Here is a 20,949-nt window from a genome sequence, read left to right on the forward strand (position 1 = left end):
TGAATCGCTATAGCTCAAAAAAAGGGGAGATTATTCTCAATGGATCGCACAGACCGAAAAATTCTTGCTGAGCTGCAAAAGGACGGTCGCCTTTCCGTTACCGAACTGGCCGAGCGGGTCGGCCTGAGCCTGTCGCCGTGCCACCGCCGCGTGCGGGCCTTGGAAGAGGCCGGCGTGCTGCTGGGCTACCGCGCCCAACTGGACCCGGCCGCCCTGGGCCTGAATTTTTCCGCCATGGTTTTTGTGACCCTGCGTGAAGGCGACCGGCCCGCAGTGGAAGCGTTCGAGACAGCCCTGCTGGACATCGCGCAGATCATCACCGCCCAGCGTTTGTTCGGCGAACCGGATTACTTGCTGCAGGTGGTTGCCCAGGACCTGCCGGCCTTCCAACGGCTTTACGATGAGCGCCTGTCGACCTTGCCCAACGTGCAGCGGCTGACTTCCACATTGGTGATGAAGCAGGTGGTGCAGGATCGGCCATTGCCGTTGTGAGGTGGGGGGCCGGGCCCGGCCCTAATCCCTGTGGGAGCGGGCCTTGCCCGCGATGAGGCCGGGGCAGGCGATGCACTTCTGGCAGCTGGAATGCCGCCATCGCGAGCAGGCTCGCTCCCACAGAGGAAAAATGAAAATCCCACCCACACCACCGTTCAACTGTGGGAGCGGGCCTTGCCCGCGATGAGGCCGGGGCAGGCGATGCACTTCTGGCAGCTGGAATGCCGCCATCGCGAGCAGGCTCGCTCCCACAGAGGAAAAATGGAAATCCCACCCGCATCACCGTTCACTGTGGGAGCGGGCCTTGCCCGCGATGAGGCCGGGGCAGGCGATGCACTTCTGGCAGCTGGAATGCCGCCATCGCGAGCAGGCTCCCACAGAGGAAAAATGGAAATCCCACCCACACCACCGTTCACTGTGGGAGCGGGCCTTGCCCGCGATGAGGCCGGGGCAGGCGATGCACTTCTGGCAGCTGGAATGCCGCCATCGCGAGCAGGCTCGCTCCCACAGAGGAAAAATGAAAATCCCACCCGCATCACCGTTCACTGTGGGAGCGGGCCTTGCCCGCGATGGCGATTTCAAGACCGCCATCGCGGGTAAGCCAGGTCCCACAGGGCCGCCCTCACCCCCAAGCCTGTCCCCGGCGCTTGAGTTCAAGGCGGCGGACAAACTCCTCCAGCACCAGGGCATACAGGTCATCCTGCAAGTAGGCGTCTTCGATGCCGGCATCCATGTTCGGGTTGTCGTTGACTTCAATCACCACTACCTGGTCCCCCGACTGTTTGAGGTCCACGCCGTAGAGGCCATCGCCGATCAGGTTCGCGGTTTTCACCGCCAGTTCCACCACCGCCCGTGGCGCTTCGTGGACCGGTAGGGTGCGGCACTCGCCGTTGATGTCCTGGGCCCGGGCCTTGTGGTTGTAGATCTGCCAGTGGCCTTTGGACATGAAGTATTGGCAGGCGAAGATCGGTTTGCGGTTGAGCACGCCGATGCGCCAGTCGTATTCGGTATAGAAAAACTCCTGGGCCAGCAGCAGCACGGAGTGCTCGAACAACTGGGCGGTGGCCTGGAGCAAGGCTTGCTGGTTTTCGACTTTGATGACCCCCCGGGAAAAACAGCCATCGGGGATTTTCAGCACCAGGGGAAAGCCCAAGCGCTCGGCCACCCGGGCGAAGTCCTGCGGTCGTTCCTTGTACAGGATTTCGGTGGCCGGCATGCCTAGGCGATGGCTTTGCAGCAGGTCGGCCAGGTACACCTTGTTGGTACAGCGCAGGATCGAGGTGGGGTCGTCCATGACCACCAGGCCTTCGCTTTCGGCTTTTTTGGCGAAGCGGTAGGTGTGGTTATCGACGCTGGTGGTTTCGCGGATCAGCAGGGCGTCGTATTCGGCGAGGCGCGCGTAGTCCTTTTTTTCGATCAGTTGTACGTCGATGCCCAGGCCCCGGCCGACGCGGATGAAGTTCTCCAGGGCCTTGGCATTGGAGGGCGGCATCGCTTCTTGCGGGTCGTGCAAGATCGCCAGGTCATAACGGGCCACGCGGCGCGAACGGGGCAGGCGCCAGATCTTGCGGCTGAAGTTGTACAGCGCCTGGGCGAATTGATCTTCCTGGTCTTCGCGTAACTTGTGCAGCGTGCCCGGTTTTATACCTTCTATATGCCAACTGGTGGTTTTACGGAACTCAACTAACAGCACCGGGCAGGGAAAGGCTTCAAATAACTGACGGGCCAACTCCTGCATGGGTTCAAGATTGGTTTTGCCGAAGTAGAGGGTCAGGGTAAAGCCTTCGGTATTGCTGTAAAGATGATTGCTCAAGGCTTTTTCCAGGGCCTTGTCCAAGTCATCCAGCGCCAGGCCGTAGAGGGACTTGCGGGTCAGTTCGCTGATGGTGCGCACCGAAGGGATGACCCGGTGGCCGCGGGCTTCAGCCAGCAGTGAGCAGTAATAGCCGTAGCCCAGGTACTTGTAATTGCGGCACAGGTTGATGACCTGGGTGCGTTTTGCACCATCCCCCTCCTGGGGGTTTTCCAGGTACTGCTGGGCCGTCATCAGGTCTTCGCTGGGGAAGTATGAGGTCCAGTCTTCTTTGCGCTCGACAATAATTACCAGTTGGCTGCTACTGCGATTGACCTCGGTTAAATAACGAGGCTTGGATATTGTCGCGAGCTGTTTTTGCTCGGATACTGCGCGCCACTCACCTTGTACCGCTGACATAGAAAGAGTCCGTTTGAGAACAGGTTCTTGCCTATAAAGCATGAACTTTCGAGCAAGTCCCGTTTCGTTACGCAACTTTTACGAGTGTGCTATGAACCTAAACTTTCGCCTTGCAACCCTGGGTGATCTGCCAGGGTTGCTGGCCCTGGAACAGCAGTGTTTTACCCATGACCGCCTCAGCGCCCGCAGCTTGCGCTGGATGCTCAGCCGTGCCCACGCCAGCCTGATGCTGGTGCAGGCGGGGGAGGCGTTGCTGGGTTACGGCTTGGTGCTGTTTCGCCAGGGCAGTGATGTGGCGCGCCTGTACTCCCTGGCCGTCGCCCCCCAGGGCCGGGGCCTGGGGTTGGGCCGGCAACTGCTCGAACGGGCCGAGGCCTGTGCCCGCGCCCAGGGTTGCGCCTGGCTACGCCTGGAAGTGCGCCCCGACAACCCGGCGGCCATGGGCCTGTATGCGGGCCAGGGTTACCGGCGTTTTGCCCGGGTGGAGGATTACTACGAGGATCACAGCCCGGCGTTGCGCCTGCAAAAGCGCCTTTTGTAGCGCCACGCCGGCCATCTTGATGCCGTCTTAATACGCCTAACCGCATTCAATGTCCGACCTTGATACCCCTTCACCTAACCTCCCTGGCGCACCGGGGGCCGGGTTTGCCGGCCCCTCCTGTCTGATAAGGGGAGCGATCTTGTTAACACTGCAATTTATCTACGTCGCCAGCGGCGTATGCGCCGTCTCGTTGTTCGCCTACCTGGGCTACGCCCTGATTCGTGCAGAAAAGTTCTGATGGCCCGTCCACAGGCTATTTCATCCGCCCTGCGGGGCTTTCCCGAGCAAGGAAACCGGCAATGTACGACTTGATTTTCGTGGGGTTGACCCTGGTGTTTTTTGGCGCGACGGCCCTGGGCATCGGCGCCTTGGGCAAGATTTGAACGGAGCATCGACATGTTGAGCAATCTGCTGGAATTTGCGGTGATGCTCGGTCTTATGACCGTGCTGGCCGTGTTGATGGGCAAATGGCTGACCCGGGTGTTCACCGGGCCGGGCCATGCCTTGCTGGAACGCGGCACTTACCGTTTGCTGGGGATCGACCCGCGCGAAACCATGGGCTGGGCCCGTTACGCCAGCGCACTGCTGCTGGCCAACGCGGCGATGATGCTGCTCGGCTACCTGGTGTTGCGCCTGCAGGGCAGCATGCCCCTCAACCCGCTGGAACTGGCGGCGCAAACCCCGGACCTGGCGTTCAACACCGCCGCGTCCTTTATCACCAACACCAACTGGCAGGCGTACTCGGGCGAAACCAGCCTGTCGAACTTCAGCCAGATGGCGGTGATTACCTTCCTGATGTTCGTGGGCGCCACCTCCGGGGTGGTCGCCGCGGCAGGTTTCATTCGCGGTTTGAGCCGTTCCAATTCGGCGGATATCGGCAACTTCTGGGTGGACTTCACCCGCATCCTCTACCGCGTGATGTTGCCGGCGTGCTTTGCCATGGCGTTGGTGTATGTCTGGCAGGGCATGCCGCAGACCCTGGCGTCCCAGGCGCTGGCCACCACCCTTGAAGGAGCGCAGCAGCAACTGATTGTCGGGGCCGTGGCCAGTTTCGAGTCGATCAAGCACATCGGCACCAACGGCGGCGGCTTTTTCAGCATGAACGCCGCGCACCCGTTCGAGAACCCGACGCCGTTGACCAACGCGCTGCACATCCTGAGCATGCTGCTGATCCCGTCGGCCCTGACCTACACCTTCGGCAGCATGCTGCTGCGCCGCCGCCAGGGCTGGGTGTTCTTCGGCACCTTCCTGGTGATGTTCATCGGCTTCTTGAGCGTGGTGTACAGCGCCGAGCAAAGCGGTAACCCGCTGCTGGCCCAGGCCGGCGCCGACCAGGTGCTGTCTGCCGGCCAGAGCGGCGGCAACATGGAAGGCAAGGAACTGCGCTTCGGCATCGCCGACACCGCGCTGTTCGTCACCACCACCACCGGCGCCACCACCGGCTCGGTGAACGCGATGCACGACTCCCTGACCCCCATGGGCGGCTTCGTGCCCCTGGCGCAGATGATGCTCAACTGCGTGTTCGGCGGCGACGGCGTGGGCTTTATCAACTTGATCCAGTACGCGCTGCTGACGGTGTTCCTGGTGGGCATGATGATCGGCCGCAGCCCCGAGTTCCTGGGCAAGAAGATCGAGGCCCGGGAAATCAAACTGGTGATGCTCTCGGTGCTCGCGCACCCCATCAGCATCCTCGGTTTCACCGCCATCGCCGCGCTGTGGCCCGACACCCTCAAAAGCCTCAACAACATTGGCCCCCACGGGTTCAGCGAGGTGCTGTACGCCTACACCTCGGGCACGGCCAACAACGGTTCGGCGTTCGCCGGGCTCAATGCCAACACACCGTTCTTTAACACCACCATTGGCCTGGCCATGTTGATCGGGCGCTTCTTTACCATGCTGCCGATGCTGGCGGTGGCCGGTTCCCTGGCGATGAAGAAAAACATCCCGGCCGGTGCCGGCACCATTCCTACGGCGACGCCGCTGTTCATGTTTTTGGTGGTGTTCGTGGTGTTGGTGGTCGGTGGCCTGACTTTCCTGCCGGCGCTCGCGCTGGGGCCGCTGGTGGAGCAACTGCAATTGCTGTCCGGCCAGACGTACTAATAAGGGGCTGTGTGATGACGACTCAAACTGCAATCAAGACCCAACCGCTGGTCAAGGGGCTGTTGCGCCCGGTGCTGGTGTCGGCGGGGTTTTTCCTGCTGCTGACGGGCCTGGGCTATCCGCTGGCGACCACCCTGGTGGCCAACGTGATGTTCCCTTATCAGGCCCAGGGCAGCCTGATCGAACGTGATGGCCTGGTAATCGGCTCCGCCGTGATCGGCCAGCACTTCTCGCGCCCCGAATACTTCCAAGGGCGCCCCAGCATGACCGCCGACAAGCCCTATAACGCTGGCTCCAGTGGCGCCAGCAACCTGGGCCCGACCAGCCAGAAACTCATCGACCAGGTGGCTCAGCGCGCCCAGGACTACCGCCAACTCAACGGCCTGGCGCCGGATGCCTTGGTGCCGGTGGATGCGGTGACGGCCTCGGCCTCGGGCCTGGACCCGCACATCTCCGTGGCCAACGCCCAGCTCCAGGTGGCGCGGGTGGCACGCCTGCGCAAGGTGCCTGAAGCCGAGCTGATGAAGCAGGTTCAGGCCCATACCGAGCAGCGCACCCTGGGCCTTTTGGGCGAGCCTCGGGTCAATGTGCTGCAACTCAACCTCGCGCTCGATGCACAGGCTCCCGTGCATCAGCAACCTCTCGCGGCCAGTGAGTAAGAGACACAACCATGCGTAGCAAAAAACCGTTGTTCGATCGCACCATTGTGCTGACTGCCTGCCTGGATGCCTTCAAGAAACTGGCACCCCAGGCGCAGTGGAAAAACCCGGTGATGTTCGTGGTCTACCTGGGCAGCATTTTCACCACCCTGTTGTGGTTGCAATCCTTGGGCGGCGCTGGCGAAGCCCCCAGTGGCTTTATCCTGAGCATCACCCTGTGGCTGTGGTTCACCGTGTTGTTCGCCAACTTCGCCGAGGCCCTGGCCGAAGGCCGTAGCCGCGCCCAGGCCGCCAGCCTGCGCAGCATGAAGCGCCAGACCCTGGCCAAGGTGCTCAAGCAGCCCAAGTACGGCAGTGCCTGGGCGCCGAGCGAGGCCAGCCTGTTGCGCAAGGACGTCGTGGTGCTGATCGAGGCCGGCGACCTGGTGCCCCTGGACGGGGTGGTGATCGAAGGTGTGGCCTCGGTGGACGAGAGCGCCATCACCGGCGAGTCGGCACCGGTGATCCGCGAGGCGGGCGGGGACTTTTCCTCGGTCACCGGCGGCACCCGGGTGCTGTCCGACTGGTTGGTGGTGCGTATCAGCGTTAACCCCGGCGAGTCGTTCCTGGACCGGATGATCTCCATGGTCGAGTCGGCCAAACGGCAGAAAACCCCCAACGAGGTGGCCCTGACCATTTTGCTGGTGGGCCTGACGTTCCTGTTCCTGCTGGTGATCGTGACCCTGAGCCCGTACTCGATCTTTGCCGTGGCCATGAGCGGCAGCGGCAGCGTGGTCAGCGCCACGGTGCTGGTGGCGTTGTTGGTCTGCCTGATTCCCACCACCATCGGTGGCCTGTTGTCAGCCATTGGGGTAGCGGGCATGAGCCGGATGATGTCGGCCAATGTCATCGCCACCTCCGGCCGCGCCGTAGAGGCGGCCGGCGACGTGGACGTGCTGTTGCTGGACAAGACCGGCACCATCACCCTCGGTAACCGCCAGGCCTGCGCATTCTTGCCCGCGCCCGGTATCAATGAAGCGGACCTGGCCGATGCGGCGCAGTTCGCCTCCTTGGCCGACGAAACCCCGGAAGGGCGCAGCATCGTGGTGCTGGCCAAGCAGAAGTTCGACCTGCGCGCCCGGGACTTGCAGGCGTTGCAGGCCAGCTTCGTGCACTTCACCGCGCAAACCCGCATGAGTGGTGTTGACCTGCCCAGTGGCCGGCAATTGCGCAAAGGCGCGGCCGATGCCATTCGCGCCCATATCGAGGCCCTGGGCGGCAGCTTCCCCCAGGCGTTGCAGGCCAAGGTCGATGAAGTGGCACGCCGTGGCAGTACGCCGCTGGTGGTGTCCGACGGGGCCCAGGTGCTGGGGGTGGTCGAGCTCAAGGACATCGTCAAGGGCGGGATGAAGGAGCGCTTCGCCGAGTTGCGGCGCATGGGCATCAAAACCGTGATGATTACCGGCGACAACCGCCTCACCGCCGCCGCCATCGCGGTGGAGGCGGGGGTGGATGACTTCCTCGCCGAGGCGCGCCCCGAGGACAAGCTGCAATTGATCCGCGACTACCAGGCCCAGGGCAAGCTCGTGGCCATGACGGGTGATGGCACCAACGACGCCCCGGCGCTGGCCCAGGCCGATGTGGCGGTGGCGATGAACAGCGGCACCCAGGCTGCCAAGGAAGCGGGCAACATGGTCGACCTGGACAGCAACCCGACCAAGTTGATCGAGGTGGTGGAAGTGGGCAAACAGATGCTCATGACCCGCGGCGCGCTGACTACCTTCAGCGTGGCCAACGATGTGGCCAAGTATTTTGCTATCGTACCGGCCGCTTTCGTCGCCACTTACCCGCAACTGGGGGCGTTGAACGTGATGCAGCTGACCAGCCCGAACTCGGCGATCCTCAGCGCGGTGATCTTCAATGCGCTGATTATCGTCTTCCTCATCCCGCTGGCGCTCAAGGGCGTGGCTTACCGGGCCATAGGCGCGGCGGCGCTGCTCAATCGCAACCTGCTGATCTATGGGTTGGGCGGGGTACTGGTGCCCTTTGCGGGGATCAAACTTATCGACATGCTATTGACCGGCCTCGGCCTGGTCTGAAAGGACTGACTGCACGGCGCCGCGAAGGCGCCGTTGCCGTTTCACAAGGATTGCCATGGCTGTCATCGACACCCTTACTGTTTCCCCAGATGGGCGCCCCGACCCGGACGCCCTGCTGGAAAAACTGCAACAACAAGAGCATGCCGCCCGCCAGGGCAAGCTGCGCATCTACTTTGGCTCCAACGCCGGGGTGGGCAAGACCTGCGCCATGCTCAGCGCCGCCCGCCAGGAGCAGCGCCAGGGCCGCGATGTGGTCGCCGGCGTGGTAGAAACCCACGGCCGGCGCGACACCGCCGAGCGCCTCGAAGGCCTGGAGGTGTTGCCGCGCAGCAGCATGCTGCACCGCGACTGCGCCCTGAGCGAGTTCGACCTGGATGCCGCCCTGGCGCGCCACCCCGACGTGTTGCTGGTGGATGAACTGGCCCACAGCAACGTGCCCGGTTCACGCCACCCCAAGCGTTGGCAGGATGTGGAAGAACTGCTGCGCGCCGGCATTGACGTGTGGACCACCCTCAACGTCCAGCACCTGGAAAGCCTCAACGACATCGTCAGCGGCATCATCGGCATACGCGTGCGCGAGACGGTGCCCGACCACGTGTTCGACAACGCCCATGAAGTGCTGGTGATCGACCTGCCGCCCGACGACCTGCTGCGCCGGCTCAAGGATGGCAAGGTGTACCTGGCGCCCCAGGCCGAGCGTGCCTCGCGCAACTTCTTTCGCAAGGGCAACCTGCTGGCGCTGCGGGAGTTGACCCTGCGCCGCACCGCCGACCGGGTCGATGCGCAAATGCGCGACTACCGCCGCGAACGCTCGATCATCACCCTGTGGCCGGCCCGCGAACGCCTGCTGGTGGGCGTGGCGGGGCACCCCTCGGACGAGCGCCTGGTGCGCGAAGCGGCGCGTTTGGCGCAAAAACTGGAGGCGGACTGGATTGTCGTCCACGTCAGCGGCCCGCAACGCCGGGGCGCGGCGGCGAACCGCTACGCCAGCGCCATGAAAACCCTGGCCCTGGCCGCCGAATTCGGCGCCGACACCACCACCCTCAGCGCCCTGGATGTGGCCGAGGCCCTGGTGACCTGCGCCCGTGAGCACAACGCCAACCGCTTGGTGCTGGGGCACTGCCCGCGCAAGGTCTGGCAGTTCTGGCATCAGTCGGTCAGCGACCGCATCAGCCGCCGTCACCCGCAGATCGACCAGATTGTCATCGCCCATGGCCCGTTGCCGCGGGCGGCGGCGCCGGAGGCCAAGGTCGAGGGCGCATTGGCCCCCAGCCGCGCCCCGGCCTACCTATGGGCCAGCCTGGCGTGCTTTGCCGCCACAGCGGTGGCCGCGCTGCTGTTGCAAGTGTTCGACCCGGCCAACGTGGTCATGCTGTTTTTGCTCACCGTGGTACTGGTGGCCCTGCGCTGGGGGCGCGGCCCCGGCGTGTGGGCGGCGATGCTGGCGGTGCTGTGCTTCGACTTCTTTTTCGTGCAGCCGCGCTTGTCATTCACCGTCAACGACACCCAATACTTTTTCACCTTCGCCTTGATGCTGGGCATCGCCCTGATTACCGGGCAACTCACCGCGCGCCTGCGGTTCGAGGCCCGCAGCGCGGCGGCGCGCGAGCGCCGGGCCACGTCCCTGGCACGGTTGGCGCGCGACCTCTCGGCGGCATTGACGGTGGAGCAGATCAGCGAAGTGGCCCTGCGCACCTTCAGCGGCGTGTTCGAGGCGCGGGTCGGCCTGGCCCTGCCGGATCTGGACGACCGCGTGCATGGCGTCGGCGGCGCTTTTGCGGTGGATGAAAGCATTGCCCAATGGGCCTATGACCATGGCCAACCGGCCGGCCAGGGCACCGACACCCTGGCCGCCGCCCAGGGCTGCTACTGGCCGCTGAAGGCGCCGATGCGGGTGCGTGGGGTGTTGGTGCTGGCGCTGGCCGAACCCGAACGCCTGAGCGACCCCCAGGAACGGCGCCTGCTGGAAGCCTGCATGAGCCAATTGGCCATCGCCCTGGAACGGGTGCACTACGTCGAAGTGGCGCAAAGCACCCTGGTGCAGATGGAGGGCGAACGCATGCGCAACACCTTGCTTGCCGCCATTTCCCACGACTTACGCACGCCGCTGACCACCATCATGGGCGCGGCGGATGCGGCCGCCCCCCATGCCCCGCCCGGGCCGCTGCGCGATTTGCTCGGCGGTATCCACGAGCAGGCCAGCTCCATGCAGCGCCTGATCGAAAACCTGCTGGACATGGCGCGCATGCAGGAGGGCGGGGTGCGTTTGAACCGCCAGTGGCATTCACTGGAAGAAATCGTCGGCAGCGCCCTGCGCCAACTGCGCGAGCCTCTGGCCCGGCATGAGGTACGCACGGCCATGGCCCCGCAGTTGCCGCTGGTGGAGGTCGACGCCTTGCTGATCGAGCGGGTGCTGGTCAACCTGCTGGACAACGCCGCCAAGTACACTCCCGCCGGCAGCCTGATCGAAGTCCAGGCACGGGCCGCAGGCGACAGCCTGATTTTGCAGGTCAGCGACAACGGGCCGGGTTGCCCCGAGGGCAGTTCCCTGAACACCCTGTTCGAGCCGTTCACCCGCGGGCGCCAGGAATCGCCTGTGGCGGGCATCGGCCTGGGGCTGGCCCTGAGCCGGCGCATCGTCGAAGCCCATGGCGGCCATATCGAGGCTGTGCCCCACACCGGCACGGGCATCCGTTTCATCATCACCTTACCGGCGGGGCAGCCGCCGACCATGGAAACCCTATGACCAGTGCTCGCATCCTTATCGTTGAAGACGAGGCCAATATCCGCCGCTTTGTCGGCATTGCCCTGCAGGACGAAGGTTTTCAGGTATTCGAGGCCGACAGCGTCAAGCGCGCGCTGATCCACGCCGCCAGCCGCCAACCGGACCTGGTGATCGTTGACCTGGGCTTGCCCGACGGCGACGGCAAGCACTTGATAACCGAACTGCGCGGCTGGCTGGCGGTGCCGATCCTGGTGCTGTCGGCGCGTGACCGCGAGGAAGAGAAAGTCGCGGCGCTGGATGCGGGCGCCGATGATTACCTGGTCAAACCCTTTGGCGTGCCGGAACTGTTGGCCCGCATCCGCGCGCAACTGCGCCGCCATGTGCTGACCGGCAACGTGGCCGCCACCAGCCAAGTGACCTTCGGCAGCATCGCGGTGGACCTGGCCACCCACGAAGTGCGCCGCGACGGCGCGCTGGTGCACCTGACACCCATTGAATACCGCTTGCTGTGCGCGCTGATCCGCGGCCAGAGCCGGGTCATGACCCATCGCCAGTTATTGCTGGAAGTGTGGGGGCTCGATTATGTGGAGCGGTTTCATTATTTGCGGGTACACATGGCGCACTTGCGACAAAAACTGGAAGTGGATGCCGCGCAGCCGCAGCACTTTATTACCGAGTTGCAAGTGGGTTATCGGTTGGTGGGCCTTTAATCCGCCATTCGCCAATGGGCTCGTACACTGCCTGTAGAGAACTAATTATTGCCCGTAAAGAAACCGTATAGTCGCTTGTATATAAAGATGAGCGACTTATGATGGCGTTGTCTAAGTGTCTAAGCCTGAGGTTTATTATGAGTAACGAAGATCTTGGATGGTTGATTATGTCCATGATTGGCGTGTTTGGCCTGGCCTCGCTTGTGTTCGAGTACCTGGGCAAACAGCATGGCGTAAAGCGCGCAAAGCCGGGTGCAAAGCCCGCCAGGCCGCAAGGCGTGAAAAAGTAAGTTTCGCTGGTTTAAAAATCTTAGTTTCAGTGAATGCAACGTTAAGTTGGGTTGAGGGACTCTCATCATGGCCCGTTATTATCGCAAGCCCGGCTCGGCCAAAGTGGTAGAAATAGGCACGGATCAAGTGTTGGCGGTGGTGTTTTTTGGGCCTATTTACTTGTATTACGCAGAACTCTGGCCGCACTTGGCACTCTGGATAGTTGCCTATGGTATCGGCCTGTTGGCCGGGCCGCCGTGGTTGCTGTTACCGGTGGTTGGCCTGCCGTTGGTCTACGCCTTTCGTATTCAACACATCGTGACCCAGGACTACCTGAAAAAAGGCTGGGTGCCGGTGCAAGCGGCGCAGCTTGCCCAATAGCCCCTGGCCCGACAGAATCGCGCCCCGGCCCCGCCAGCGGTGTGGGGCGGTTGGGCTGAAAAGGGGAACGCCGTTGAACGAACAGACCTTGTCCATGCGCCTCGAGCGCGTCGCGGCCCACGTGCCGGCCGGCGCGCGGCTGGCCGATATCGGCTCGGACCACGCCTATCTGCCGGTGGCGTTGATGGCCCGGGGCGCCATCGCGGCGGCGGTGGCGGGCGAGGTGGCATTGACGCCGTTCAACGCCGCCCAGCGCACCGTGCACGAAAGCGGCTTTGCGCAGCGCATCAGCGTGCGCCGGGCCGATGGCCTGGGGGCGATCATGGCGCACGACGACATCAGCGCCATCAGCCTGTGCGGCATGGGCGGCGAAACCATCCGCGACATCCTCGAGGCGGGCAAGGCGCATTTGAGCGGCCGGGAGCGGCTGATCCTGCAACCCAACGGCGGCGAGCCGCCACTGCGCCAATGGCTGATGGACAACGGCTACCGCATCGTCGGCGAAGAGGTGCTGCGCGAGAACCGCTTCGATTACGAAATCATCGTCGCCGAACGCGGTGCCCCGGTGGCCTACAGCGCCCAGCAGTTGTACTTCGGCCCGCTGCAACTGCAAGCCCGCAGCCCGGCGTTTTTGCTCAAGTGGCAACGCCTGCTGCGCCAGAAACAACGGGTGTTGAGCCATTTGGCCCGGGCCCGGCAAGCGCTGCCCGAGGCGAAGGTACGGGACATCGCGCGCCAGGCGCGGTGGATCGCCGAGGTGCTGGCCTGAGGCGGGAGCCGGGGGGGGGGGGCTTGGGGCGGTTGCCTACAGCAAACTTTCTGATTGCCTGGCCTTCAAGCGGCGAAAACCTACAAATAGTCTTCAATGACCGGTGACTGCGGCCGATAAGCCTGATATCGCCGCACGCAGCAGCCCGCGTCGCTCCCTCACCGCAGAAGGCCCAAGGATGACTATAAAACTCCGTCTGTTGCTGCTGATCGGCACCAGTGTGCTCACCGTCCTCATCGTTGGCCTGGTCAATTACCTGGGCAATGAACGCATGCAGGTCGCGATGCTCGACAGCGAAACCAGCATGACCGCCCTGAGCAATCACCTGGAAGCCGACATGATGCACGACGCCCTGCGCGCCGACGTGCTGGCGGCGATGCTGGTGGGGCTTAACAAAAGCGTCAGCAGCCGCGATGAAGTGCTCACGGCACTGAATGAACACGCGGCGAATTTTCGCAAGGCCCTGGGGGACAACCTGGAACTGCCCCTCAACGACACCCTCGAAGCGGCCCTGACCCACCTCAAGCCCAGCCTCGACGCCTACATCGCTTCGGGCGAGCGGATAGTCGCCCTGGCCCTGGACGACCCGGAGGCGGCCCAACAGCAACTGGGCGGCTTCAGCACGGCGTTTACCGAGCTGGAAGGGCAGATGGCCAGCTTGAGCGAACTGATCGAGAGCAACTCCAAGGCCAGTGGCGAGCGCACCCGTGCGGCGGTGCACAGTGCCAACCTGACCCTGGCCGTGGTGCTGGCGCTGTGCTTGCTGCTGGTGGTGGCCCAGGGGGTTTGGGTGACCAAAAGCATCATGGCCCCGCTTCAGGTGGCGCGGCGGATTGCCGACAGCATCGCCCACGGCAACCTCAGCGAACCGATCCCGGAGCCGGCCAACCGCGATGAAGCGAGCATGCTCATCCGCAGCCTGGCGGTGATGCAGCGTGACCTGCGCGGCATGATCGAGGTGGTGCGCAGCAATGCCCAGGGCGTTTCGGGCATGACCCAGCAGTTGAGCAGCGGTTGCCATGAGGTGGCGGCCAGCAGCCAGCAGCAAAGCGCGGCGGCGGGGACCATGTCGGCCGCCACCAGCCAAATGACCGCCAGCATCGAAGAAATCACCCGCCACGCCCAACATGCGCTGCAGATGGCCAACCAGGCCGAAGCCCTGGCCAAGAACGGCGGGCGGGTGATCCATCAAGTGGTCAGCGACATGGACGGCATCGCCCGTTCGGCCCAGGAATCGGCCCAGGTGATCCGCACCCTGGACAAGGAGTCCGAGGGGATTTTCAGCATCATCCAAGTCATCAAGGGCATCGCCGACCAGACCAACCTGCTGGCGCTCAACGCCGCCATCGAAGCCGCCCGGGCCGGTGAGCAGGGCCGCGGTTTTGCCGTGGTGGCCGACGAAGTGCGTAGCCTGGCGGGGCGCACCAGTGCCTCGACCCAGGAAATCGCCGCCATGGTGGCGCGTATCCAAACGAGCACCCGCGAAGCGGTGACCAGCATGGAAGCGGGCGTGGCCCAGGTGGACAAGGGCATGGCGGTGACGGCGGATGTGGAGCGGGCGATCCGCGAGATCCTCGAAGCCACCCTGAGCACCACCCAACTGGTCAACGACATCAGCCGCACCATTGGCGAGCAGGGCCTGGCCAGCAACGAAATCGCCCATCAGGTGGAGATGATCGCCGACATGTCCGCCGGTAATACCCGGGTCATCGGCCAAACGGCCGGCACCACCGACGAACTCTCGGCACTGGCCGGCCAGCTCGCGCAATCGGTGGACCGCTTTCGCCTGTGATTACTCAGCGGCCGGCGCCTGGCCGTCGACCCAGCGTTGCCGGTGGCAATCGGCCGGGCCCAGGGCGCGGCCGCTGGCGGATTGCACCACGAGGGGCCGCAGCGCTTGCCCGGTGGCGTTGTCCAGCAACACCGAGCGGGTTTCCCCAGGGGTAAACAGAAAACGCTCGCCCCACTGGCGCAGGCACACGATCAGCGGGAACGCCTCGCGGCCCTTGGCCGTGAGCACGTACTCCTTGTAGGCGCTGCCGTCGGACGCGGGGCGCACCTGCAACAGGCCCACCTCCACCAGGTTTTTAAGCCGTGCGGCGAGGATGTTCTTGGCCACGCCGAGGCTTTTCTGGAACTCGCTGAAGCGGCGAATATCGTCGAATGCGTCGCGAATAATCAGCAGTGACCAACGATCTCCCAGCACTTCCAGGGTTCGGGCCACCGGGCATTCGCGAGTGGGCTGGGGGGCTTCTAGGGCCATGGTGTTTACCTTGTGCAGAGCATTGCCGCAATGGGCAGGGCTTTCGAGGATGTGGTTGCGATTTGAAACCTGATGGGTTAACAATGCCAATCTAGTTGCCAATTGAAACCAGCTTAGCCCCGCGGAAGTGCAGATGAAAGCCCATGTTGATTCAGAGCCCCAATGCGTTGCCCTTCACACGCCGCTGGCACGGCCCGCCCAGGGCCTGTCGCCGGCCCTGACTTGGCTGTTCTCGGTGACCTGCGCCCTGGCGGTGGCCAATGTCTACTTCGCCCAGCCCCTGCTCGACAGCATCGCCCAAAGCCTGGGCGTGGCCGCGGCCACTGTTGGCATGGTGGTGACCGCGACCCAGGTGGGCTATGGGCTGGGGCTGCTGTTTATCGTGCCGCTGGGGGACCTGCTCAACCGCAAACGGCTGGTGCTGACCCTGGTGCTGCTGTCGGCACTGGCACTGGCGGCGGCCGGCGCGGCGCAGCAATGGCTGGCATTGCTGGCGGCGATGATGGTGGTGGGGTTGCTGGCGGTGGTGGTGCAGATTCTCGTGGCCTACACCGCCGCCCTGGCGAGCCCCGCGCAACGGGGCGAGGCGGTGGGCACGGTGACCAGTGGCATCGTCCTGGGCATTTTGCTGGCGCGCTTCACCTCGGGGCTGGTCGCTGACCTGGCGGGGTGGCGTGCGGTGTATTTCGTATCGTCGGCCTTGATGCTGGTGATCGCGGCGGTGCTGTGGAAAGTGGCCCCGGCCACTGTGGCCGGCAAGGGCACGCAGACTTACCGGGCGCTGCTGGGCTCGCTGTTCCAGCTACTGTGCAGCGACCGGTTGCTGCGGGCGCGGGGGCTGTTGGCCTTGCTGGTGTTCGCCGCGTTTTCGGTGCTGTGGACCACCATGGTGCTGCCGCTCAGCGCCGCGCCCTGGTCGTTGTCCCACACGGCCATTGGCCTGTTCGGCCTGGCGGGCGTGGCCGGTGCGCTCGCCGCGCGGCGCGCCGGGCGCTGGGCCGACCAAGGCCTGGGGCAACGGGTGACGGGCATCTCCTTGGGGCTGTTGCTGCTGGCCTGGCTGCCCATCGCCTTTACCGAAACTTCGCTGCTCGCCCTGGTGTGCGGGGTGATCCTCCTCGATTTCGCGGTGCAAGCCGTGCATGTCACCAGCCAGAGCCTGATTTTCGCCGCCCGGCCCGACGCCCAGAGCCGCATGGTCGGCGCCTACATGGGCTTCTATTCCCTGGGCAGCGCCCTGGGCGCCGTGGCCGGGACCCAGGTCTATGGGCGCTGGGGCTGGGGCGCCGTTAGCACGTTGGGTGCCGGCATCAGTGGCGTGGCGCTGTTGATGTGGCTCTACGAGCGCTGGCGCAACGCTTGTTGCAACTGATGCACCGCGCTCGCTTCCACGGCGCCTTCATCGGCCCCCGCCGCAAAGGTGGCGCAACACGCGGTAGCACCGGCGTCTGCACCGCGATACACCGCCACCACACTGCCCGGCCAGCAGCCGATCCAGCCACAGCGCCGCGTGGGCAAGGGGCCCGAGCACCAAACCGTCGCGCACCAGGGGCAGGGCGGTGGCGGCCTGATGAAGGGCGGCACCATCGCCCATGGGCGCAGTGGCCAGCGACTAGAATCCACAGGGCAACCCCAATCGAGGAAACCCGACATGACCGCCAAAAACACCCTCTGCCTATGGTTCGATGGCGCCGCGCTGGAAGCCGCGACCTTCTACGCCCAGACCTTCCCCGACAGCGCCGTCAACGCAGTCCACCACGCGCCCGGTGACTACCCGGCGGGCAAGCAGGGCGATGTGCTGACGGTGGCGTTCACCGTAATGGGCATACCCTGCCTGGGCCTGAACGGTGGCCCGGCGTTCAAACCGACCGAGGCGTTTTCGTTTCAAGTGGCCACCGATGACCAGGCCGAAACCGATCGCCTGTGGCACGCCATCGTCGCCAACGACGGCCAGGAAAGCGCCTGCGGCTGGTGCAAGGACAAGTGGGGCGTGTCCTGGCAAATCACCCCGCGCCAGTTGACGGCAGCCATTAGCCACCCGGACCCGGCGGTGGCCAAACGTGCGTTCGAGGCGATGATGGAGATGGGCAAGATTGATATCGCCAGGATCGAGGCGGCGGTGAAGGGGTAGGTTGCAGGGGGGCATAAGCCTGATGGCTCGATGCTCCAAACTGATACCATCACGCCATCGACCCGCCGAGCAGAAAAGATGAACCGTCGTAAAAAGATCAAGCAACTGCTACAGGCCCATGCCAAAAAGGCCAGCGCCAAGTTGGCCCCGCAGAACAAGCCTAAATACATCAGCAAAGCCGACCGCCTGAAAATGGCCACTGAGGCGGGTGATGATCCCATCATGCCTTCTGAGAGCTGATGGCCCAATGCCAATAAGCGCTTGCTCGCTCAGGGCCGCGCAGCTACTGTCAATGCCATGAATCAATCGCCCGCTCTCTTGACCACGACCACCACGACCGCCAAAGGCGAGTCGTGAGAGGTGCCGTGAGCCAATAACCCACACACTTCAAAGGCCCGCCAGTGATGGAAAGGGCCTTTTTTCTGCCCTTGCGTCGCTGGCCAAAACGCAAGGAAAAGCACCATGTACGCACTGTTGATTCTCGATATGCAGGTGGGCTTGTTTCATGGCCCGGAAAAACCCTGGGCCGGCGAAGCGCTGCTAGACACCCTCAATACGCTGTTAAACAGCGCCCGGAACGCCGGCGCGCCGATTTTTCTCGCCCGCCATGTGGGCCCGCCCGGCTCACCGATCGAACCGGGAAGCCCATTGACGCAACTGGTCCCGCAGCTGCTGCTACAGGGCGACGAAGTGGTTTTCGAGAAAACCCGGCCCAACGCCTTCGTCAACACGGCCCTGGCCGATCATCTGCGCGCCTGTGGCGTGGAAGGTGTGGTGGTCTCGGGAATGAAAACCCAGTATTGCGTCGACAGCACCTGCCGCGCCGCCCGGGATATGGGGTTCGAGGCGGTGCTGATCGCCGATGGCCATACCTGCTCAGACACCCCGGCGCTGAAGGCCGACGCAATAATCGCTCACCACAACACAACGCTGGCGGGAGCATTCTGCCGCGTCCTACGGGCTGAGGATTGGCATTTCTAAGGGCGGGCGGATCGGCCCACAGGAGGGCCGATCTGTCTGTTTTGGGGGCAGGGGGGCATCACATCAACGCTTCGCCGCTGTCCTGGCACAACAGGTCGGCCACCGCCCGGTTCGCTTTTGCACTTGGACCTTTAAGAACTCTCAAGGCTGACTTTTAGGCCTGCCCGTTCGGCCAGTTCAATAATGTGCGCTACTCGATCGGCGTCACCAATAAACCCGTTGTAATTCTCACCTCCGTCGTCCAAGTGAAAATAACGCTTACCAAACTGCGCCAACCATCGATCAAAGTTGTCGAGTACCTCGGGTATCGATGTAGCCTCTTTGGGCACATAAACGTAGGGCTCTGTCAGGTCCTGGGCGCGAACCAGATACGGCGCCTGATACTCAAACACGTCATGACTTCTCCAATCCATGCTCATTAGAACGAGGTGTTCAAGTTTTTGCCCCTTTGAGTCATTCAGCAGCCCCTCGGTGAGGGCGCCGGACGGGTCGTCACCCATTGCGAACCTGCGCATGACACGCCGCACAAGCCTGGCGCCTTCTTTTTCCGGAACGACAGCGACCAGCGCCTGGGTAAAGGCTTCGAGGGCTTTTTTCTGCGCGGGGTCAGCTTGCTCAGGCCGTAGCTCTTTCATGATTGCCGAGGCGCTGAGGTTGGTTTCTTCAGGTGGCGGCATGGTAAAACGCCCACCAAACAACCGATCTAATAAACCCATACCACTCCCTGGAACACCGTGAAGTTACAACTGAAATAGTGGCTGCCGATCGAGGCTTACCGCTGTCGAATTAACTGGCACGCCGTGAAGTTTGTTGACCTGTTGCGGGTTTGTATCTGCCTGTGATCGACACTTGCCTGCCATGAAAGGTTCCGGCACGGGGAAAATCAGTGGGGACGGCATGGCTCAAGGGCAAGGGGCAAAGATTCATCGGTATTTAAAAATCACCCCACTCATGTATTGATTTAAATCGCGCAGGTCCTGAACGCTCCAAGCGTGTGGAGATAGTTTGGCTCCATTCTCTTGCAAGGTTTTAGGGGGCGAATCTCCATTGGGGCGAAGTATGATCGACGAGGCAATAACGCCTGTGTAGTCATGTAATCGTTCCATAGGCTGCCCTTTACGGTAAAAGATAGGTTGTGGTTTTTTAAAAAAATATAGAGATGCCCATTCGGCCTATCAAAAACACGAGCAAAATCAAAAAGAACACTCGGATAAAGCCGCTTCCATAGCGCAGCGCCAAAAACGTGCCTGTGAGGGAGCCCGCAATATTGCAAATCCCGACCACTCCCCCGATTGTCCATAACACATTGCCCGATGGGATGAAAAACATAAGCGCCGCAATGAACGTACCTAAGTTGACCAGTTTTGCCGAAGCGGATGCATTTAAAAAGTCGAAGCCGAAGGCTTTTACGAAAACGAAAAGCAGAAGGCTTCCACTCCCTGGCCCAAATACACCATCATAAAATCCGATGAGCCCCCCAAAACAAGTTCCTAATAGGATTTCCTTTCTTCGGTAGTTCTGCTTTAAATGAACACGGCCTAGATCCTTCTTGGCAAATGTATAGGCCGCCATGGCTATCAAAATAATGAATACTACATACTCCATGAATTTTTTAGGTACGAGCGAAACAGAAACTGCGCCAAGAAATGCAAATGCAAACGCCGAGATCATCATTGGAACCATAAGCTTCCAGATGATCTTTATTCTTTTTACATAGGTGAGTATGGATGATAGGTTGCCCGACAGTACGGCCAGCTTATTGGTTCCAAAAACAGTGGCCAGGCTGTACTGGGGCAGGGCATGCAAAAGTGCTGGTACCTGTACCAGGCCTCCACCGCCAACCGCAGCGTCAATCAGGCCACCACAGAATGCAAAAAAACCTAACGCAACCAAGGCGTATTCAATGTGCATATCAATCATCCAGCCAGTACTTGTAATCATGACAAGGTGATCTGACGACATTTTACTCGGAGACTATGCCGCCACTCGCATTATTGAGCCTCCTGAGTAATTGAGTGGTCAATAACGTCGAACGGTTTTGCAATGATGTCGAACTCATGATTTCGCCTTTATCATCCTTTGGGCGCTGGTTGAAATTTCCTGCGCGAATCGGACTCGATTAAATTAGTTGGTTGATATGGCAATCACAAGTGATTTATAGTGAGCCGATCATTCATTTTAAATGAGCGGTTGGCTAATGGAGCTCTCGCAATTAACCATGTTCAAAACAGTTGCCGAGCAAGGCAGTATCGTTCGAGCGTCTGAGCTATTGCATTGTGTTCCTTCAAATATAACAAATAGGATAAAGCTCCTCGAAAGTGAGTTAGGAGTATCGCTTTTTATAAGAAAAGGTAGAGGGCTGATTATCAGCCCGTCAGGTGTGTTGTTTCTGACCTATACAAACAAAATTCTATCGTTGTGCCAAGAAGCTCGCAGGGCGCTGGAACCCAGTTCGATGCCATCGGGGATATTGAGTGTTGGTGCGATAGAATCTTGCGCGACAGGACGGCTGGGCGGTCTCAAGGAGCAAGTGCAACGCCTGATGTAAGGTGTTGCCATGTCTACCCAATACAACCACCTGAGTACCCAGGAGCGCGTCACCATTATGGTGATGCTATTTCAACGGCAACCACTGCG

Annotated in this window: 19 protein-coding genes and 4 pseudogenes; 18 read left to right on the forward strand and 5 right to left on the reverse strand. The window is 62.2% G+C overall.

Features of this window, described 5'->3' with window-relative positions; translation table 11 throughout:
* Positions 1-39 precede the first annotated feature (39 nt).
* Positions 40-492 carry an Lrp/AsnC family transcriptional regulator gene (locus tag AC19YR_RS17095; RefSeq protein ID WP_095110471.1) on the forward strand — a complete coding sequence of 151 codons (453 nt, stop codon included), beginning with the start codon at positions 40-42 and terminating at the stop codon, positions 490-492.
* A gap of 622 nt (positions 493-1,114) precedes the next feature.
* Here AC19YR_RS17095 and AC19YR_RS17100 read toward each other — a convergent pair.
* Positions 1,115-2,704 carry a RimK family ATP-grasp domain-containing protein gene (locus tag AC19YR_RS17100; RefSeq protein WP_500599366.1) on the reverse strand — a complete coding sequence of 530 codons (1,590 nt, stop codon included), beginning with the start codon at positions 2,702-2,704 and terminating at the stop codon, positions 1,115-1,117.
* Between the two features lie 91 nt (positions 2,705-2,795).
* Here AC19YR_RS17100 and AC19YR_RS17105 point away from each other — a divergent pair.
* The 12 genes and pseudogenes from AC19YR_RS17105 to AC19YR_RS17160 all read left to right on the forward strand — a co-directional run.
* Positions 2,796-3,242: pseudogene (locus AC19YR_RS17105) on the forward strand (GNAT family N-acetyltransferase); the annotation flags it as partial.
* Positions 3,243-3,384: 142 nt separating this feature from the next.
* Positions 3,385-3,483, forward strand: a complete 99-nt coding sequence (gene kdpF, locus AC19YR_RS17110; protein WP_095110474.1) for a K(+)-transporting ATPase subunit F — start codon at positions 3,385-3,387, stop codon at positions 3,481-3,483.
* Positions 3,484-3,641: 158 nt separating this feature from the next.
* Positions 3,642-5,345 (forward strand): potassium-transporting ATPase subunit KdpA, encoded by a 1,704-nt coding sequence (gene kdpA / locus AC19YR_RS17115; RefSeq protein ID WP_500599369.1) that lies wholly within the window; start codon positions 3,642-3,644, stop codon positions 5,343-5,345.
* A 14-nt stretch (positions 5,346-5,359) separates the two neighbouring features.
* Entirely contained in the window at positions 5,360-6,004 is a 645-nt protein-coding gene (gene kdpC, locus AC19YR_RS17120; RefSeq protein WP_095110476.1) for a potassium-transporting ATPase subunit KdpC, read from the forward strand.
* An 11-nt stretch (positions 6,005-6,015) separates the two neighbouring features.
* Positions 6,016-8,082 (forward strand): potassium-transporting ATPase subunit KdpB, encoded by a 2,067-nt coding sequence (kdpB, locus tag AC19YR_RS17125; protein ID WP_095110477.1) that lies wholly within the window; start codon positions 6,016-6,018, stop codon positions 8,080-8,082.
* A gap of 55 nt (positions 8,083-8,137) precedes the next feature.
* Positions 8,138-10,828 (forward strand): DUF4118 domain-containing protein, encoded by a 2,691-nt coding sequence (locus AC19YR_RS17130; protein ID WP_500599371.1) that lies wholly within the window; start codon positions 8,138-8,140, stop codon positions 10,826-10,828.
* The gene (locus tag AC19YR_RS17135) at positions 10,825-11,517 is read left to right on the forward strand and encodes a response regulator (protein ID WP_095110479.1); all 693 of its coding nucleotides are present in this window, start codon (positions 10,825-10,827) and stop codon (positions 11,515-11,517) included. Before AC19YR_RS17130 ends, AC19YR_RS17135 begins: the two co-directional genes overlap by 4 nt.
* A 137-nt stretch (positions 11,518-11,654) precedes the next feature.
* A complete protein-coding gene (locus AC19YR_RS17140; protein WP_176465145.1) occupies positions 11,655-11,807 on the forward strand; it encodes a hypothetical protein in 153 nt (50 codons plus the stop codon).
* 67 nt (positions 11,808-11,874) lie between these two features.
* Positions 11,875-12,168, forward strand: coding sequence for a hypothetical protein (locus tag AC19YR_RS17145; RefSeq protein WP_500599374.1), 294 nt, complete (start codon positions 11,875-11,877; stop codon positions 12,166-12,168).
* 73 nt (positions 12,169-12,241) lie between these two features.
* Positions 12,242-12,937, forward strand: a complete 696-nt coding sequence (locus tag AC19YR_RS17150; RefSeq protein WP_500599375.1) for a tRNA (adenine(22)-N(1))-methyltransferase — start codon at positions 12,242-12,244, stop codon at positions 12,935-12,937.
* A gap of 178 nt (positions 12,938-13,115) precedes the next feature.
* A pseudogene (locus tag AC19YR_RS17155) lies at positions 13,116-13,871 on the forward strand (MCP four helix bundle domain-containing protein); the annotation flags it as partial.
* Between the two features lie 132 nt (positions 13,872-14,003).
* Positions 14,004-14,729 carry a methyl-accepting chemotaxis protein gene (locus AC19YR_RS17160; protein ID WP_371856248.1) on the forward strand — a complete coding sequence of 242 codons (726 nt, stop codon included), beginning with the start codon at positions 14,004-14,006 and terminating at the stop codon, positions 14,727-14,729.
* Here the strand turns inward: AC19YR_RS17160 and AC19YR_RS17165 are convergent, their stop codons facing one another.
* Positions 14,730-15,200 carry a winged helix-turn-helix transcriptional regulator gene (locus tag AC19YR_RS17165; protein ID WP_500599377.1) on the reverse strand — a complete coding sequence of 157 codons (471 nt, stop codon included), beginning with the start codon at positions 15,198-15,200 and terminating at the stop codon, positions 14,730-14,732.
* A gap of 133 nt (positions 15,201-15,333) precedes the next feature.
* Here AC19YR_RS17165 and AC19YR_RS17170 point away from each other — a divergent pair, with 133 nt between their 5' ends.
* From AC19YR_RS17170 to AC19YR_RS17185, 4 genes are all read left to right on the forward strand, one after another.
* Entirely contained in the window at positions 15,334-16,572 is a 1,239-nt protein-coding gene (locus tag AC19YR_RS17170; RefSeq protein ID WP_500599379.1) for an MFS transporter, read from the forward strand.
* A gap of 279 nt (positions 16,573-16,851) precedes the next feature.
* The gene (locus AC19YR_RS17175) at positions 16,852-17,331 is read left to right on the forward strand and encodes a VOC family protein (RefSeq protein WP_500599380.1); all 480 of its coding nucleotides are present in this window, start codon (positions 16,852-16,854) and stop codon (positions 17,329-17,331) included.
* A 78-nt stretch (positions 17,332-17,409) separates the two neighbouring features.
* Positions 17,410-17,571 carry a DUF2986 domain-containing protein gene (locus AC19YR_RS17180; protein WP_095110579.1) on the forward strand — a complete coding sequence of 54 codons (162 nt, stop codon included), beginning with the start codon at positions 17,410-17,412 and terminating at the stop codon, positions 17,569-17,571.
* Between the two features lie 222 nt (positions 17,572-17,793).
* Positions 17,794-18,312 (forward strand): cysteine hydrolase family protein, encoded by a 519-nt coding sequence (locus AC19YR_RS17185; RefSeq protein WP_095110487.1) that lies wholly within the window; start codon positions 17,794-17,796, stop codon positions 18,310-18,312.
* A 131-nt stretch (positions 18,313-18,443) separates the two neighbouring features.
* Here AC19YR_RS17185 and AC19YR_RS17190 read toward each other — a convergent pair whose 3' ends face one another.
* From AC19YR_RS17190 to AC19YR_RS17200, 3 genes and pseudogenes are all read right to left on the reverse strand, one after another.
* Positions 18,444-19,028 carry a DUF6630 family protein gene (locus AC19YR_RS17190; RefSeq protein ID WP_500599382.1) on the reverse strand — a complete coding sequence of 195 codons (585 nt, stop codon included), beginning with the start codon at positions 19,026-19,028 and terminating at the stop codon, positions 18,444-18,446.
* 207 nt (positions 19,029-19,235) lie between these two features.
* Positions 19,236-19,415 (reverse strand): annotated as a pseudogene (locus AC19YR_RS17195) (cytochrome c); the annotation flags it as partial.
* Between the two features lie 40 nt (positions 19,416-19,455).
* Positions 19,456-20,223 carry a sulfite exporter TauE/SafE family protein gene (locus AC19YR_RS17200; RefSeq protein WP_500599384.1) on the reverse strand — a complete coding sequence of 256 codons (768 nt, stop codon included), beginning with the start codon at positions 20,221-20,223 and terminating at the stop codon, positions 19,456-19,458.
* A 286-nt stretch (positions 20,224-20,509) separates the two neighbouring features.
* Between AC19YR_RS17200 and AC19YR_RS17205 the strand changes: the two are divergent.
* A pseudogene (locus AC19YR_RS17205) lies at positions 20,510-20,824 on the forward strand (LysR family transcriptional regulator); the annotation flags it as partial.
* Between the last annotated feature and the right edge of the window lie 125 nt (positions 20,825-20,949).

The organism is Pseudomonas sp. MF08817 (genome assembly GCF_059862705.1).

What these genes read in the sequence shown, in the direction of transcription:
- AC19YR_RS17095 (WP_095110471.1), top strand. Translation starts at nt 40, where the DNA reads ATGGATCGCACAGACCGAAAAATTCTTGCTGAGCTGCAAAAGGACGGT.
- AC19YR_RS17100 (WP_500599366.1), bottom strand. Translation starts at nt 2,704, where the DNA reads ATGTCAGCGGTACAAGGTGAGTGGCGCGCAGTATCCGAGCAAAAACAG.
- kdpA (WP_500599369.1), top strand. Translation starts at nt 3,642, where the DNA reads ATGTTGAGCAATCTGCTGGAATTTGCGGTGATGCTCGGTCTTATGACC.
- kdpC (WP_095110476.1), top strand. Translation starts at nt 5,360, where the DNA reads ATGACGACTCAAACTGCAATCAAGACCCAACCGCTGGTCAAGGGGCTG.
- kdpB (WP_095110477.1), top strand. Translation starts at nt 6,016, where the DNA reads ATGCGTAGCAAAAAACCGTTGTTCGATCGCACCATTGTGCTGACTGCC.
- AC19YR_RS17130 (WP_500599371.1), top strand. Translation starts at nt 8,138, where the DNA reads ATGGCTGTCATCGACACCCTTACTGTTTCCCCAGATGGGCGCCCCGAC.
- AC19YR_RS17135 (WP_095110479.1), top strand. Translation starts at nt 10,825, where the DNA reads ATGACCAGTGCTCGCATCCTTATCGTTGAAGACGAGGCCAATATCCGC.
- AC19YR_RS17140 (WP_176465145.1), top strand. Translation starts at nt 11,655, where the DNA reads ATGAGTAACGAAGATCTTGGATGGTTGATTATGTCCATGATTGGCGTG.
- AC19YR_RS17145 (WP_500599374.1), top strand. Translation starts at nt 11,875, where the DNA reads ATGGCCCGTTATTATCGCAAGCCCGGCTCGGCCAAAGTGGTAGAAATA.
- AC19YR_RS17160 (WP_371856248.1), top strand. Translation starts at nt 14,004, where the DNA reads ATGTCGGCCGCCACCAGCCAAATGACCGCCAGCATCGAAGAAATCACC.
- AC19YR_RS17165 (WP_500599377.1), bottom strand. Translation starts at nt 15,200, where the DNA reads ATGGCCCTAGAAGCCCCCCAGCCCACTCGCGAATGCCCGGTGGCCCGA.
- AC19YR_RS17170 (WP_500599379.1), top strand. Translation starts at nt 15,334, where the DNA reads ATGAAAGCCCATGTTGATTCAGAGCCCCAATGCGTTGCCCTTCACACG.
- AC19YR_RS17175 (WP_500599380.1), top strand. Translation starts at nt 16,852, where the DNA reads ATGACCGCCAAAAACACCCTCTGCCTATGGTTCGATGGCGCCGCGCTG.
- AC19YR_RS17180 (WP_095110579.1), top strand. Translation starts at nt 17,410, where the DNA reads ATGAACCGTCGTAAAAAGATCAAGCAACTGCTACAGGCCCATGCCAAA.
- AC19YR_RS17185 (WP_095110487.1), top strand. Translation starts at nt 17,794, where the DNA reads ATGTACGCACTGTTGATTCTCGATATGCAGGTGGGCTTGTTTCATGGC.
- AC19YR_RS17190 (WP_500599382.1), bottom strand. Translation starts at nt 19,028, where the DNA reads ATGGGTTTATTAGATCGGTTGTTTGGTGGGCGTTTTACCATGCCGCCA.
- AC19YR_RS17200 (WP_500599384.1), bottom strand. Translation starts at nt 20,223, where the DNA reads ATGCACATTGAATACGCCTTGGTTGCGTTAGGTTTTTTTGCATTCTGT.